The 14,579-nt window shown below is 54.5% G+C and carries 12 protein-coding genes and 2 pseudogenes; 4 read left to right on the plus strand and 10 right to left on the minus strand.

Features of this window, described 5'->3' with window-relative positions; genetic code table 11:
• The 3 genes from KO492_RS05205 to KO492_RS05215 form a co-directional block, all read right to left on the minus strand.
• A complete protein-coding gene (locus KO492_RS05205; protein ID WP_216043974.1) occupies positions 1-1,053 on the minus strand; it encodes a Gfo/Idh/MocA family protein in 1,053 nt (350 codons plus the stop codon).
• A gap of 3 nt (positions 1,054-1,056) precedes the next feature.
• Positions 1,057-2,571, minus strand: coding sequence for an amino acid ABC transporter permease/ATP-binding protein (locus KO492_RS18765; protein WP_216043975.1), 1,515 nt, complete (start codon positions 2,569-2,571; stop codon positions 1,057-1,059).
• A gap of 98 nt (positions 2,572-2,669) precedes the next feature.
• A complete protein-coding gene (locus tag KO492_RS05215) occupies positions 2,670-3,491 on the minus strand; it encodes an ABC transporter substrate-binding protein (protein WP_216043976.1) in 822 nt (273 codons plus the stop codon).
• Between the two features lie 204 nt (positions 3,492-3,695).
• On the opposite strand from KO492_RS05215, the gene KO492_RS05220 reads away from it, so the two are divergent.
• Positions 3,696-4,766: a LacI family DNA-binding transcriptional regulator gene (locus KO492_RS05220; RefSeq protein ID WP_216043977.1), complete on the plus strand. Its 1,071-nt coding sequence runs from the start codon at positions 3,696-3,698 to the stop codon at positions 4,764-4,766.
• Between the two features lie 68 nt (positions 4,767-4,834).
• Here the strand turns inward: KO492_RS05220 and KO492_RS18925 are convergent.
• Both KO492_RS18925 and KO492_RS05225 read right to left on the minus strand, forming a co-directional pair.
• Positions 4,835-5,349, minus strand: a pseudogene (locus KO492_RS18925) (alpha/beta family hydrolase).
• 7 nt (positions 5,350-5,356) lie between these two features.
• Positions 5,357-6,424 carry an HNH endonuclease gene (locus tag KO492_RS05225; protein WP_216043978.1) on the minus strand — a complete coding sequence of 356 codons (1,068 nt, stop codon included), beginning with the start codon at positions 6,422-6,424 and terminating at the stop codon, positions 5,357-5,359.
• Between the two features lie 146 nt (positions 6,425-6,570).
• On the opposite strand from KO492_RS05225, the gene KO492_RS18870 reads away from it, so the two are divergent.
• Together KO492_RS18870 and KO492_RS05235 are read left to right on the plus strand one after the other, a co-directional pair.
• Positions 6,571-6,762, plus strand: coding sequence for a transposase (locus tag KO492_RS18870; protein WP_216043979.1), 192 nt, complete (start codon positions 6,571-6,573; stop codon positions 6,760-6,762).
• 619 nt (positions 6,763-7,381) lie between these two features.
• Complete coding sequence (locus KO492_RS05235) at positions 7,382-8,377, plus strand: HIT family protein (RefSeq protein WP_216043980.1); 996 nt, start codon at positions 7,382-7,384, stop codon at positions 8,375-8,377.
• Here KO492_RS05235 and KO492_RS05240 read toward each other — a convergent pair.
• The 5 genes and pseudogenes from KO492_RS05240 to KO492_RS05260 form a co-directional block, all read right to left on the minus strand.
• A pseudogene (locus KO492_RS05240) lies at positions 8,371-8,745 on the minus strand (DDE-type integrase/transposase/recombinase); the annotation flags it as partial. The gene KO492_RS05235 and the pseudogene KO492_RS05240 sit on opposite strands and share 7 nt — an antisense overlap.
• Before the next feature lie 280 nt (positions 8,746-9,025).
• Complete coding sequence (locus tag KO492_RS05245; protein WP_143076332.1) at positions 9,026-9,646, minus strand: LysE family translocator; 621 nt, start codon at positions 9,644-9,646, stop codon at positions 9,026-9,028.
• 305 nt (positions 9,647-9,951) lie between these two features.
• The gene (locus KO492_RS05250) at positions 9,952-10,752 is read right to left on the minus strand and encodes a hypothetical protein (protein ID WP_216043981.1); all 801 of its coding nucleotides are present in this window, start codon (positions 10,750-10,752) and stop codon (positions 9,952-9,954) included.
• Positions 10,749-11,159, minus strand: coding sequence for a carboxymuconolactone decarboxylase family protein (locus KO492_RS05255; protein ID WP_252735301.1), 411 nt, complete (start codon positions 11,157-11,159; stop codon positions 10,749-10,751). The genes KO492_RS05250 and KO492_RS05255 overlap by 4 nt, the downstream gene beginning before the upstream one ends.
• The gene (locus KO492_RS05260) at positions 11,128-11,523 is read right to left on the minus strand and encodes a MerR family transcriptional regulator (protein ID WP_216043982.1); all 396 of its coding nucleotides are present in this window, start codon (positions 11,521-11,523) and stop codon (positions 11,128-11,130) included. The genes KO492_RS05255 and KO492_RS05260 overlap by 32 nt, the downstream gene beginning before the upstream one ends.
• Before the next feature lie 1,751 nt (positions 11,524-13,274).
• Between KO492_RS05260 and mobC the strand changes: the two genes are divergently transcribed.
• Complete coding sequence (gene mobC / locus KO492_RS05265) at positions 13,275-13,841, plus strand: plasmid mobilization relaxosome protein MobC (protein WP_216043983.1); 567 nt, start codon at positions 13,275-13,277, stop codon at positions 13,839-13,841.
• Positions 13,842-14,579: the final 738 nt, after the last annotated feature.

Genomic DNA, 14,579 nt, shown 5'->3' on the forward strand with positions numbered 1-14,579 from the left:
TTAGACTCCTCTGAGGGTTTCGTTATAGTGCAAGGACTCCCAGCGACCGGTTTCGGCCGCACGAGCAAGTGTTTCAAGCGCCGCAGCATTGCGACAAATGTCAGCCGAGGAGGATGGCATTGGAGCGCCTGTCAGGACGTGATCGGCAAAACTTTCCGCCTGTGCGCGGTATTGATCCGCGGGGGCGATCGTCTCAATCTCACGCCCGCCGCCGAGCAGGTCCGCTCCCATATCGATGACCAGATGCGCGGAATGGTCCGGCGGACAATTGAACGGCGCCTCGAGGGTAATATAGCCTTCGGTTCCCAACAGGGTCAGCTGCTGTACAAGCGCCGATTGTGTCGCCACGGTGAACCCGAGGTGCCCCCCGCCCGAGAAGCGGGCCGCACCGGTGGTTAAACGATCGGTTCCGAACGCCGGATCCCGATCCATTGTGGCTGTGAGGGCTTCGGGGTCGCTGTCGAAAAAGAACCGTGCTGTATCTATCGCGTAGCACCCGATGTCATTGAGGCCGCCACCGCCGATGTCCGTTTGGTTCCGGACATTGGCTGGGTCGGTGTTGTAATAGCTGAACAGGGCCTGAATTCCGGTGAGACGCCCGATCCGTCCCGCCTGGACAAGTGCTTTCGCGCGTTTCCATTGCGGGTGGTGGCGCGTCATGTAGGCCTCGGCCACGACTTTCCCACACCGGCGCGCGGCGTCGGTCAACCGAACCGCCTCAGCGAAGGTCAGAGCAAGAGGCTTTTCGCACAACACATGTTTGCCCGCCTCAAGCGCCTTGAGCGTCATCGGCACATGCAGGTGATTAGGCAAAGGATTATAAACTGCATCGATATCTGGATCCGCGAGCAGCGCCTCGTAACTGTTATATGTGCGGCGAATATCAAAACGCTGCGCAACCTCGCTTGCCCGTGCCGCATCGCGAGAGGCGATGGCGGCGAGGGTACAGCCTTGCGCCGCCCGAAGTGCAGGCAGCATGGCTTTTCGCGCGATGCTGGCGGTGCTGAGGATTCCCCAGCGCAGGGGCACAATATCGGTATTTTGATCGGACATGTTTTAGAGAACCTCCGCAAAGAATTTCTTGAGACGGTCGGTTTGCGGTGCGTTGAACATCTCATCTGGGGTGCCGGATTCGACGATTTTCCCCTCATCCATGAACACGATCTGGTCGGCTACCTGACGAGCAAACCCCATCTCGTGCGTAACGACAACCATGGTCATTCCGCGCCGTCCCAGATCGGCCATTAGATTCAGCACACCTTTCACCAACTCGGGATCAAGGGCGCTGGTCACCTCGTCGAACAGAACCACTTCCGGGTCCATAGCCAAAGCGCGGGCAATGGCGACGCGCTGTTGCTGCCCGCCCGAAAGATTTGCAGGACGATGGTCCCCACGCCCCTGTAGACCCACATCCGCAAGCCGTGCATCGGCAATGCTACGGGCCTCGTCGCGACTCATGCCTTTGATCTTTGTGAGTGAGAGCATGATGTTCTCGCGCGCCGAATGGTCGGGAAACAGGTTGAAATGCTGGAACACCATGCCGACCCGTGCGCGAAGAGTTTCTGGCTTCATGCTGCGGATGTCGGAACCGTCTAGATAGACCTTGCCCGCATTCATTTCGACCAATCGGTTGAGGCTGCGCAACAGTGTGGATTTGCCGGAGCCCGACGGGCCGATGACGCAGGTTACGGAGCCTTTCGGAACCTCGAGATCAATACCGCGCAGGACTTCCATTTCGCCGTACTTCACTCGGAGGCCTTCGATCGACAGGCTACCGCCGTTGAAATTCGTTGCCTCCGAGGTGTTACGAGGCACGTCATTGAGTTCATCGACCTCTTCAAGCCCACTGGCAGTTTGCAGGTTCGACAGACGTTTTCCGGTGCGGAGGCGGTGATCGAAGTAGTTGACCAGATGCGTCAGCGGAACAGTGATAACAAGGTAGAAAATACCCGCCAGAAGCAAGGGGGACAGATTGCCCGTCACCACGGCGGCATCTTGGCCGACACGGAAGATCTCGCGTTCTGACGCAAGGAGGCCCAGGAAATAGATAAGGCTTGAATCTTTGACGTTGGAAATGAATTGGTTGACCAGAGCCGGGAGGACACGGCGGATGCCCTGTGGCACGACGATAAGGCGCATCCCTTGACCGTAGCTCATGGACAGCGCGCGACAGGCTTCCATTTGACCGGTCGGCACACTTTGGATGCCGGCACGGAAAATCTCGGCTATATAAGAACCCGCAATCAGACTGAGCGCAAAGATTCCAAGGGGATAAGGGGACGGCCCGAAGAGTTCGCGCCCCAATCCCGCAAAACCCTGACCGATCAAAAGGATGGTGACGATGGCGGGCAGACCACGAAAGATATCGGTGTAAACTCGTGCCGGAACGCGCAGCCATTTGGAACGCGAAATGCCCATGACGGCGAGGACGATTCCAATGAATATGCCGATGATTGTTGATGCGAATGCGAGGATCAGGGTGTTCTTGAGGCCGGTGGTGAGCATAATCGGCAAGATTTCGGCCATGGCATCCCAATCAAGGAATGTCCGGCGCAGGTTTTCTAACCACATTTGAGAGATCTCCAGAGGGTGACGCGAGGGGCATCGCCTGTATTATAGGAAGCAAAAGGGCCGCCGACGGATGCCGGCGGCCGGGACGCAAGGCAGGATCAACCGTTGGACGGCAAGTATTGTTCTGGCATAGGCGAGCCGGGGAACCATTTCTGATAGAGATCGCGCCAAGTGCCATCTTCCATCGCGGAATGCAGCGCCTCGTTCAGGGCGTCGCGCAATGTTTCATTGCCCGGTTTGACGGCAAACCCTGCGGGGGCGTTGAAAGAGGGGATATTGACCTTCAGATCTAGTCCGTAACGTTCGCCATAACTTTTTGCGGCTTCGAAATCGAGGAAGTGCGCATCAATCGTACCATTGTTGAGCGCCGCAACCCCTGTGTTGTTGTCGGGGAACTGGACGATATCCGTGTCTGTAAATGTCTTTTTTGCATAGTTTTCCTGCAACGTGCCTTGCACGACGCCCAATCGTTTCCCGGCCAAAGTGCTTACGTCTTCGGAAATTGTCTCATCGCCGGAGAGCACGGTGAGATATCCGGCAAGATAGCCGTCGGAGAAGTCGACAACCTTAGCGCGCTGTTCGGTAATCCCGATGGCCCCCGCGGCTATGTCAAAACGTCCGTTGGACACCGAAGGAAGGAGGGCTGCGAAATCCTGACCTGTGAAAAGAATCTGATCCTCTTCGAAGCCAAGACGACCAAGCACGTTTTTCAGAAATTCGACATCGAACCCCGAAAACTCACCGGCTGCGGATGTGAAAGCATAGGGTTTTGCATCTCCGAGCGTGCCAACGCTCACTGTGCCGGGCGTGATGAGATTGTAGGGGTTTTCCTCGGCCTGCGCCGCGCTTGTCATCGTTGTGGCCGCGCACAGAATGCTGGCGGCAGTTGCGGCGATTTTTGAGAGGGGAAGGGTGATCATGTGCGTTTTCTCCACTGTTGTGAGTGCCGTATTGTTTTGGCTTAAGAATTTTGGCCGTTGCGGCGTTTTGAATTTGAGACCGGTATTAATTGATGATTTTATAGATTGAGACCGGTCTCAATATGTATACTGTTTCTGAATATTTTGATTCGCGTCAACCATTTTGCTAAAGAATTTGTAAAAAGGGACATCGGAACGGTGAAAATGAGCAGCAAGAAGACGTCGATCACGGTTGCCGATGTGGCGCGCGCGGCTAAAGTGTCGAAAGCGACCGCTGCGCGGGTATTAGGTGGCTATGGCGTGGCAAGCGAAAAGACACGTAATGCGGTCACAGAGGCGGCAGAGAAACTGGGGTATCGCTCGAATGAACTGGCGCGGTCCATGAGCACCGGGCGCACAGGACTCATCGGTGTTGTGGTCGGAGACATAGAAAACGCGTTTTTCAGCCGCGCCGTGCGTGGGATTAGCGATGCTGCGAATGCGGCGGGTTTAAATCTTATCATCACGAATTCGAACGAAGACCTCGAACAGGAGCGTGAAATGGTTGCGGTTCTGATGCGACAACGCGTGGCAGGGATGATTGTCGCGCCAACTGATGTCCGTGACACGGCCCATCTGGAGGCAGCGATTTCTTCTGGTATACCTGTCGTGACCTTCGACCGTGTGGCCGATCATCTGGAAGCTGATTCTGTCTGTGGCGATGACGCCGCTGCAACGGACCGGGTAATGCGTCATCTTCATGACCTCGGACACCAGAATGTCGCCTATGTGACCGCGGTAGGATTTCAGGGTGGGCGCCTCTTTGATCTCGACGAAATTGGAATTACGGCTGTGCGCAACCGGATTCAAGCATTTCTAACGGCGTCAGAACGTGCAGAATCAGAAGACCGGATGGGTCTTGTTTTTCAAAATGTCATCGGAGAGGAAAGTGCGCAGGACATCGTTGCGACCATCCTTGCGCATGAGCCGTCGATCACAGCCGTGTTGGCTTCTGACAGTCTGATCGGTGCCTCACTTTACAAGGCTTTTAAAGAACGCGGCGTTCGTTTCCCGTCCGACCTTTCCTTTGTCTCATGGTTTGACGCGGATTGGACAAAGGTGACGACACCACAAATTTCGGTCGTGGATCAGCCAACCTACGAGTTCGGGCAGAAGGCAATGCAATGTCTCATCGGTCGGATCAATGGAGATAGATCGAATATTGAACATATGATAATCTCGACTCCCTTGATCACGCGGGGATCAATTGGGCCACGGGAAACGCGTGGCGACTGATTGTGTTGTCTCTCAGGATGAAGTGGGTCGGACTTACACGGTAGCTTTTGCCGCGCCATGCACCAAGGTCAGCAATGCGCAGATATCTGACGCCCGATTTTCGGCATATAATCTGTCTCTGACGAACTGGACAGGGGCAGATGTATCCGGGACAAAATTCCATGATTGCAAGTTAGCCTCTCGGGTTTCCCAATTGGATGAAATGGGTAGCCCACGCAGAGCAACCCGGCGATGCGATTCGCTTCAAACAATTCATCCGCAATCATGCTGGCGACACGGCCGCCCATGGACTTCCCGCCTATGATCAATGGGCCGTCGACATGGAGCGCATCGATTGCGGCCAGGTACTCTGAGTTCAGTTTTTCGGCGCGTGGCGGGGCTTCCTGGTGCCCTCAGTTCTACGTTTGGCCATGTAGGAGAATTCAAACCAAACAATTCTAAGACCCTGTTCAGCCAATGCGTCAGCAATTGCTTTCATTGTAGGTGAATCCCTCTGCGCATCGGCACTATGCGCAAACAGGATGGTTGCGCTTGCTGGTTTTGGTCTGAACTTCAAGAATTCGGTCGGCATAGGGTTTCCCATCAATGGCTCAATGAGACCAAACGGCCGGTCCGGAGTGCTCGCGACGATGGCAATTTGGGCAAAGTGCAACGGCGTTCTCAACCGTGTCAGGGCCGTCCTTTGCTAGTGGTATCTTGTGGTGCACTTCGAGATAGGGCGTCCCATCTGACAGGCGTTCAAATGGGGCTGGCGCATGACATGCTTCACAGATGCCATTAGCACGGAATAGCACCTCTGCGATAACGTCTGGGTTTCTCTTGAATATTGTTGTTGTAGCCTTTTGCTTCTCCGGCTGCTGCGGAGCTTCAGCGAGGCGCCGTCGGCGCGCTTCTGGGTCAAGTTTGATAGACTGTTGAACTTGTTCATCCAGGGATGTCTGCGCTGCAGTGGCCGCCGGAAGGGCACCCAAGCCGTTTGACCATTCGACCAGCTCGAACCATTTCGAGCCGTCATTTTCTGTATGGATAGCAAACGGGAAGAACCGGCCCCAGTAGGTGAACTTTTCCTTATCTGTATTTCGCACAAATACGAGAACTGGGCTTTGGGGATTATTGATGATCGCAGCGTTGTCTTGGTAGGTCTCTTTAAATGTCCCACTAATGGCCTTCATGAAGTATTTCAGGCGTCGGCCCCGATCGAGCCATTCATTGGGATAAGTTCCGCCGCTGAGCGTAGCCTTTATCGCAACGAACTCTGGTTTCCCGTTGTGCCGGAGTACAGGAAGAATCCCGCCACTTCTAAGGTCATAGCTACCACATATTGCGTGAATCATATGCGTTGGGTAAGTCTGACCAACTTGAAGGCCATCTGTATCGAGGCGTTCATCTAATTCATTCTGAAATTGCATCTCGAATTGAGGAATCAGTTCAGTAATTTTCTTAAGTCCTAGGCGCGATTGGTTGGAAATCACTTCCGTGTCTGGAGCTCCTTCCAGAAATTTGAGAAAGTCATACAAATTCCCCGTGTGCGTGAATACACGCGCCCAGGTTCTGTAGTTCTTTGCAATGTTTCGTACTTTATCGCCGCAATCTGGGTGCTCGATTGTTGGATCGAAGAAGACTTCGCAGACAAATTCGATGGCTTCAGAGACAGACATGAGTGACCTTTTCAAAACCCCAACACGTTTATGGTTCTGACCATGCCCTTCGGCCAGGATCAGGTAAAGTCCCGAATAAGGTCGCCTTTAAGCGCCACGCGGTACGCACCGAAGCATGGGGTCCCTTTTGAATAACTGTTGAGCCAGTGGCACTGGCGGCGACAAATTCTGTAAATCGAGGCCAGGCCCATGATGCACCGCCGTGCAAGACGCTGCTCGACAAGCTGCGGCCCGGCCAAATTGTGCTGGTGGACAAGGCATATGACGCTGACTGGATCAGAAACATGATCTGGGAGCAAGGCGCTATCGACGTGATACCTCCCAAGAGTAACCGCTAACTGCCTGCGGAATTTAATGCGGAAACTCATCGAACTCGCCAACGCCCTCATCAAAGCAAATCGAAACTGGGAGCCAAAAGGGGCTCGATCAAGACGGATACTCGTTTTGCTGCATCGTAACCTGATACGAGAAGACATCACGAAATTTCATGTCGATGATTAAACTGGCATCCGTCAGGCTGTGGATCGAATTTTATGAGTCCGCTGCCTAGTTGATGTAGTTTGCGTTGAGGTGCCCCTAAACAACGGTGTCCCAGACGCGCAAAGGCCTTGAGCAGTCAGCCCAGGCCGGTTTTCATCGACTTCTGCGCGCCAGTTGCCGCGCGGAAGTTGGGGTTTGGCTTGGCTCCAGTCGAGCCCGCCCCGTTAGACGATCTGTGCAAGGCGCAACGCTGCCGGATGACCGGCGCCTGGATCTTCATCCGAACGTTCATGTGGTCTTCTGATGTGAGTGATGTTCGCGATCAGGACCGAGCGTCGGACGCGCGAAATGGCAACCATGTCGAACAACTTTTCATCTCTGAAACGAACGAACACTGGAAACCAAACTGCGAAGGTGCCAACCTGCCGACGAATCTCGACTATAGATCAACAGATTGCCGTTTTCGGCGGAAGCAACATGAGACCTGATGATTTGCACCGATACATCACCGAACGCATGCGGATGTCGCATGTGTATCAACCGGTGATGCTGCGTGAACTGCTGAAGTCCGACGGCGAGGCGACCGTCGAACAGATCGCTAAGGCGCTGCTGTCGCACGATCGGTCACAGGTCGAGTATTATGAGATCCGAACCAAGAACATGGTCGGCAAGGTTCTCACTAACAACGGTGTTGCTGCACCGGTCAAAGATGGAAACCGCATCGTTGGGTATCGCTTGACAGGCTTCGGCGATGTGGATGCCGAAGTAAGAGACCGCCTAATTGCTGAGTGCGAAGAAAAGATCGCCGATTACATCGAGCGACGGGGCGGCAACATCTGGCAGCACCGCTTCAACGCCAAAGGTTACGTTCCTGGATCGGTTCGTTACGCGGTTTTCAAACGCGCTAAGTATCGCTGTGAACTCTGCGGCGCGTCTGCTGAGGACGTTGCTCTTCACGTGGATCACATCATCCCGCGTAACAGGGGCGGTCAGGATGACTTGAGCAACTTTCAGGCACTCTGCATTACGTGCAACACCAACAAGCGCGACCAGGACGACGCGGACTTTCGCGGAGTAGCGGATAGTTACGGTCATCGCGAAGCAGGCTGCATCTTCTGCGAGGTTCCTGCGGATCGCGTGATCGCTGAGAACGAACTTTGCTACGCGATCAGGGATGGGTTCCCGGTGACGCCGCTGCACACTCTCGTCATCCCGAAGCGGCACGTGTCCGACTATTTCGATCTGTTCCAACCCGAACTGAATGCAATCCGCCGGATGCTGGATGAGCTGCGTTCGAGTATTCAAGACGAAGAACCGAACGTTTCTGGGTTCAACGTTGGTGTGAACGCCGGGGCGTCAGCCGGACAGACGATCTTTCACTGTCATCTACATTTAATCCCTCGCCGAGACGGCGACGTCCCCAATCCTCGTGGAGGCGTTCGGGGCGTCATCCCCGCGAAGCAATCTTATTGAAGAGATATCCGTGATGGTGACCAAGGGTATTGCCAAGTTGTTGACAGCAGACTGTGCTTCCCTGTGAAAGGCGTGGATTGCGCGGTCATCTCAGCGGTGTAATCGGCCCAGAGGCTGAACGCATCGTTGCGGGCGTGGCGGTATGAGGATGCTGTGAATTGATAGCGCCGAGGGCGGAAAATGAGGTTGATCTGGTCGTGCGCGGATAGAAACCTCTGTGCCTGTCGGTGAGACTTGAACCGACCCATTATTTTCTCTCGTTTGCGGGTTGGCCGATGCGAAACTTCTATTGCGTTGTTTAGGCCTTTGTGGGCCCGGTGGTAAGCGTTCGGAGCCTGTGTTTTGATCAGCTTGATATAGCTGCGCAATTAGTCGGTTATCGAAATCTAAACCAATGGGCCGTCGTCATAGACGGTCCATTCCGGGCCTTCGCCTTGTTGTCTGTCCTGGCACGAATGTCTTGGAAGGGCTGATAGTGGTCATCAGAACAACCTCCAAGGGGCGTTTGCTACTGAAACGGGGGCCGCAGCGCCGCAAGTCCAGTTTGAGCCCAATAAGACCGATGCTGCACTCGGCATAGATGACCCCTAGTCGCGCAGAGCCGACCAAAAAGACACATCCAATATGCCGTATTAATTGCGTGCAGAATTAATTGCGTGCAGAGGAAGCCGTTAGCACACCCGACGCGACCATTGCACCTGCTCCGCATCGGTTCATGATAACAAGCGTTTTGTTGCTCTTTGCACCGCGGCGTAAGCCACTACCGGCAAAGGCACTCACAATCGCCGCTATCAAAGCAACGACACAGAATGTAGCACCCAAGATAGTAAACTGAGGTAATGTAGCCGCCGTTCCATCTACAAACTGTGGCAGGAAGGCGATATAGAAAATCAACGCCTTCGGGTTTAGGACCGCAACAAAAAAGGCGGGCCAAAAGAGGCTCTTCTGAGGTTTTGCATCATCATTTGTAGCTGATGGATCACCGGGCTTGGACATCCACAAACGCACTCCAAGAAAGATCAAATATCCCGCGCCAGCCAACTTTAGCACAGTGAATAGTTGTGCTGAGGCAAGCAAGACAGCACCAGCTCCCAACAGTGAAATTGTGATCGAGACCACCAACCCAAGTGCAAGACCAGGAAGGGCGGTGAAAGCTTTGTTCAAACCATCGGTCAAAGCGATCCCGATCATAAACAACATCGCAGGCCCCGGCACGAGCATCAATGCCGAGCTTGCCAAAACAAACGTCATCCAAATCTCGAAACTCACGTGCAGACCTTTCCATTATTGATCCGAGAACGCTGTCAGTTGACCACAATGTTGTCAATGTTGGGCGGTTGATGTGGCTCCAAGCCCCGAGTCCCACACGTCGGTAGATGAATAGCGTTTAATATCGGGAAGCTGTCGCGATCTGACGGAACCGGCCATTTGTCTGGGACGTTTCAATGACGGCAAAGTCCCGCAAAGCTGCCGTTCGCCGCGCTTTCGAACCCTGGCGGGGTCGCAAGGTCTGCTGAGCGGGACTGAGCAGCCATTCGAAATTTGAAGAGCGCTTCTCGGAATTGATCAGTCCATCATGAGGGAAGCGGAATACGAAATACGGCTCTCTCACCCCAGGTCGCTGTCAGCAGGGCGCTCTGATCCGGCGTGACGACAAGGCCGACAGGGCTTGAAAATCCGTCCGCAACAGCCCTTGAACCACCATCCATCAGGATTTCACGCACAGTCGTTCCGCCATAGTCGACAACAAAAACGCGACCGGTCTGTGTTATCGTGATTCCCGGTCCCGGAGTATTGAACGCCCCACCTGCTTCGACCCTGGTTCCATCCGGGCGCTGGATCGTGACTCCACCGCCGATATTTGAAACAACAAAGCCGCCATCAGGTGTTTGAACAGCACCTACGGGCGTGTTCAAGCCCTTGATGACAGACGTAAACGCGCCGTTCTCGACCGCCAGAATCTCATTGGTTCGTCGGTTCGCCACCATTAGCCGCCCCGCACGGTCAAAACTCAGACCTGCAGGCGTTGCCAGCCCGCTTACATAGGTTCTGCGACGGCCATCAGGCGTGAACCGCCAGATCAGATCACTCGAATAGGAGGCGACAAAGATCGTCCCGTCAGGCGCGATGGCGAGGCCGGACGGGCCCGAAAGGCCCTCTGCAAAGGTTGTGCGCGCACCATCTGGCGCAAAACGGCTGATGCGTCCCGCTCCCCACTCGGCCACGAACAGGTTTCCTCGCACGTCGAAGCCCATGCCGACGGCGGAGTTCACCTCGTCGAACAGAGGTTGTGGGGGCGCGGCGCTGACCCTGCCGGACAAGGCGCAGGGCAGCACCATCGCTTGTGCAAGAACGGTGCGGCGGTTCGGTTTCATGTCCGGCCCTCCGCCTGCGCACGCGCGGCAAACACCTCTTTCGCCGCGAACAGCCCGTTCAACGCGGCCGGAAAGCCAGCATAAACCGCCATCTGCATCAGGATTTCGGTGATCTCTTCCTGCGAAATCCCCACATTCAGGCCCGCTTCGATATGCACTTTGAGCTGTGGCTGGGCAGTTCCCATAGCGGCCAGCGCGGAGATGGTTGCAACCTCCCGGTCGCGCAGCGAAAGCCCTGGCCGGGAATAGATATCACCGAAAGGGAATTCGAACAGGTAGGTGGCGAAATCCGGTGCGATATCGGCCAACGCGTCGATCACGTTCTGTCCGGCTTGACCGTCGATGGTTTCAAGAGCACGTTGCCCGCGCTCCAATCTAGTTTCTTCGGATTTGATTTGAATTGTCATGGTTTTGCGTCCTTTTCTCGGCTTCGACATAGCTGTCGATTTTGGTGTCGAGGACGAGAAGGGAGTCTTCCAATTCAGCCAAATGCGCACGCACCCGCTCGCGATGCTGTTCTAACAACGCACGCCGCTCAGGACCAGTTTGATCTCCCTGCGCGCGAAGCTCAGCATATTGCAGCATTTTGCGTATCGGCATTCCGGTGGTTTTCAGGCGTTTGAGGAAGCCAATCCAAACGAGGACGGTTTCGTCATAATCGCGCTGTCCGCCAGTATCACGATCAGCAAAGGGCAAAAGCCCGATCCGCTCGTAGTAGCGGATCGTATGAGCCGATAGCCCCGTCCGTTTTGCGAGTTCGCTGATCTTCATGGCACTCTGATTCTCATCCAGACGCATCTAAGGATAGGGGTTTGAGCACACTCTAAGTCAAGGTCGTTTCTGACATCGCGATTGGTAGAATGGGCTCGAAGCGGACTTGCGGCGCTGCGGCACGCAAATCTTGACCTTGCGGGCTTCAGCGCGACCAACCGGATGACCGGTCCCAGCCCAGAGCAGACATGGTACAAGCTCCGAAATCACTCTATTTCTCGGAAGAACATAGAACAGAAAAGTCAAATCCAGAGGGTGGAATGTACTCCATTCCATATCTTGCGTAGATTTCGTTTATCCTTTCTAGGGTATTCGGGTAACCCAAGATTGGATTTGGTCTAACAATCATCTCTGGGAGGTATTTCTGGACAAGAATATGTCTTACTATCGAAGCCTTGGCGCCATTTTTCAAAATTTCCCCAAGAGAGCATCAGGAAAAGCGCGGGGCAGGTCACAGGCAGTTTCCGCAACGCAGATTTTGAACGAACGTGGCGGCCCGCCACACATGTGCTCGCGGTAAGGGCTAATGCAGGATAGGCTAGCCGCCGACAAGTAAATTACTTTTTGATTGTTATGCCGACAAACAAGAAAGCCGCCATGACATATTTGCCCTCTGAGCGCCACGCCCAGCTAGAAGCTGTTGCTGCGGCAGAGTGGACCTGTCGCGCTTTAGTGCCGCCCCAAGTGCTCGTTTAAGCCCGCTGGTCAGCGCGATACGCACCGCACCCTTGCGGAATTCGTCTGTCCGTTTCAGTCCCATAGTCAATCTCCTTTGTTGATGGCGTGGATGCCCCCGACCAACCGGCATCGTAATGTGCCACTGTGGTGTTTCAGAAGGCATCAACAAAGGGCTCCGAGCACGAAGAATATCTGGAGGCTGGGACCGGTCATGACCCATGCATAGGTGAAATTTTCGGAATGGGGTCAGAATTGACGGAGGCGCTGGTCATGACGCCCCACGCGGTACGACAACTACCTGCGCATTGCTGCCCTTGATGCAGGGCACGGCAAAAGCTGCCGAGCAGGCCGGAGGAACACTGATTTTTGAGAATGTGGCGGGCCGCCACACTTGTGCTCTTAGCAAGGACTAATGCAGGATAGGCTAGCCGCCGACAAATGGGACCATATTGATTATGTCGAAGGAAAAGAAGCTGCTTGTGAAAGCCTATTTCCCGCCGCATCAAGCTGACCGCTTTGCGGCCTTTTGAGCGGGGGAAGGGCTTTCAGCTTCGTTTGTTGTCCGACTATTGATTGATGATTTGCTTGGAAGAGAAGAGGTGGAGTGAATAACCCCTTCTGTATCGGAAATTTGTTATCGCTATCCCGATCCTGCGTTTTGCAAGATAGCGGATCGGGAAGGTGTAGGCCGAGAGACTTCCTGAAACGCTGATTTTTAGACAAACGTGGCGGCCCGCCACATTTGTACTCTCAACTAGGACTAATGCAGGATAGGCTAACCGCCGACAACATTAAAGGGATGACTCCAAAGTCTGTTGAGAGCCTTCTGCCATATGCAGCGGGCGCCCCAGTTGCTTTGGAAGCTCAGTTTTTAAAGCTCCGGTAGGGGCTGGAAGCCTTGGCTCCATTTTTCAAAATTCCCCCACGAGAGCATCAGGAAAAGCGCGGGGCAGATCACAGGCAGTCTCCGCAACGCAGATTTTGAACGAACGTGGCGGCCCGCCACACATGCGCTCGCGGTAAGGACTAATGCAGGATAGGCAAGCCGCCGACAATGTATTACAAATACTCTTATGACGCAAAAAACTTCCCTCGTTCAAACCCGTGTTTCTCCCGAAGTCCGTGCCAAGCTAGAAGCTGTCGCGGGGGAGGCGGGCTTAACCGTTTCCGGTTTGCTGCGACTGATGATTGATAATGTGGTGGGTGACGATACGCCCGAGCCCTTCAAGTTTCCCTCTCAGTCGCGGCGCGAAGGAAAGGTGACTGTGCGCCTGCCGTTGGGCGTCAGAGGGAAGTTGGAAGAAGAAGCGAAGGCTCAGGGGGTTCCTGTTTCAACGTGGGTGGCTACGATGTTGAAGGCTCGTTATCGACGCTCCATGCAGCCGTTACCATCTGAGCGCCGCAAGTTCATGCGAGTTTTCCGAAAAATTAGTGGTGTAGCTGTGAACGCGAACCAGATAGCGCGAGCCATGAACAAGGCCGTGTTGACCAGTTCCGAGTTTGATCTGAACGCGGCGGAATTGCGGGCGCTTTCTGACGTGCTTAAGGGGGTGCGGCGTGATGTGCGCAATGTTGCTTCGGGTGTTTACGACTATCAGGTGTTAAAGGCGGAGGATGAGTATGAGTATGAGTATGAGTGACTACAAGTCCGAGTTTAACTTTCCCATTTTTTTTGTTCTGCCGAATAACGGCGAACATTATCAGCCTATGAAACGACATTAGAAAATGGGGCAGATCATAGATTAACTGCTGAGAATGTGACACATATTGGTTGAAATACCGCAGAAAACTTCCCTTGTTCAAACCCGTGTTTCTCCTGAAGACCGTGCCAAGCTAGAAGGTGTCGCGAGGGTGGCGGGTTTGACCGTTTCCGGCGTGCTGCGGCTGGTGATTCTTAATGTGGTAGTTGACGATACGCCTGAGCCTTTCATGTTCCCTTCACAGTAGCGGCGCGAAGGAAAGGTGACTGTGCGCCTGCCGTTGAGCGCCAGAGGGAAGTTGGAAGAGGGGGCTACTCGCGCAGCGACGGACGAGAACGGGCTTGTTGCCATTTGATGCTGTGCGGCGATCCTCTGTTCAAAAAACGACAATTTGCCTGTTGTCTGTGGTTTAGAGGGAAGCCTAAGCTCGCAGAACACGCGCCGCTAAAGTACCAAGACTTAGATTGCGGGCGTTCGTCCAACGCGCAGCATCGGTCGAAATGGACTCAAAGCGGACTTGCCGCGATGCGGCACGCAAAGCTTAACCTTGCAGGCTTCGGCGCGACCAACCGCATAACTGGTCCCGGCCCCGAAGCGGACATGACCTGTGCCGCCGCAGCGTCTGAGGCATTCCGAAGTGCGGGCGGTTTGCAGACATTCTCTGCGGGTGCGCGATCA

Origin of the sequence: Celeribacter halophilus (assembly GCF_018860305.1) — a bacterium.
Taxonomy (GTDB): domain Bacteria; phylum Pseudomonadota; class Alphaproteobacteria; order Rhodobacterales; family Rhodobacteraceae; genus Celeribacter; species Celeribacter halophilus_A.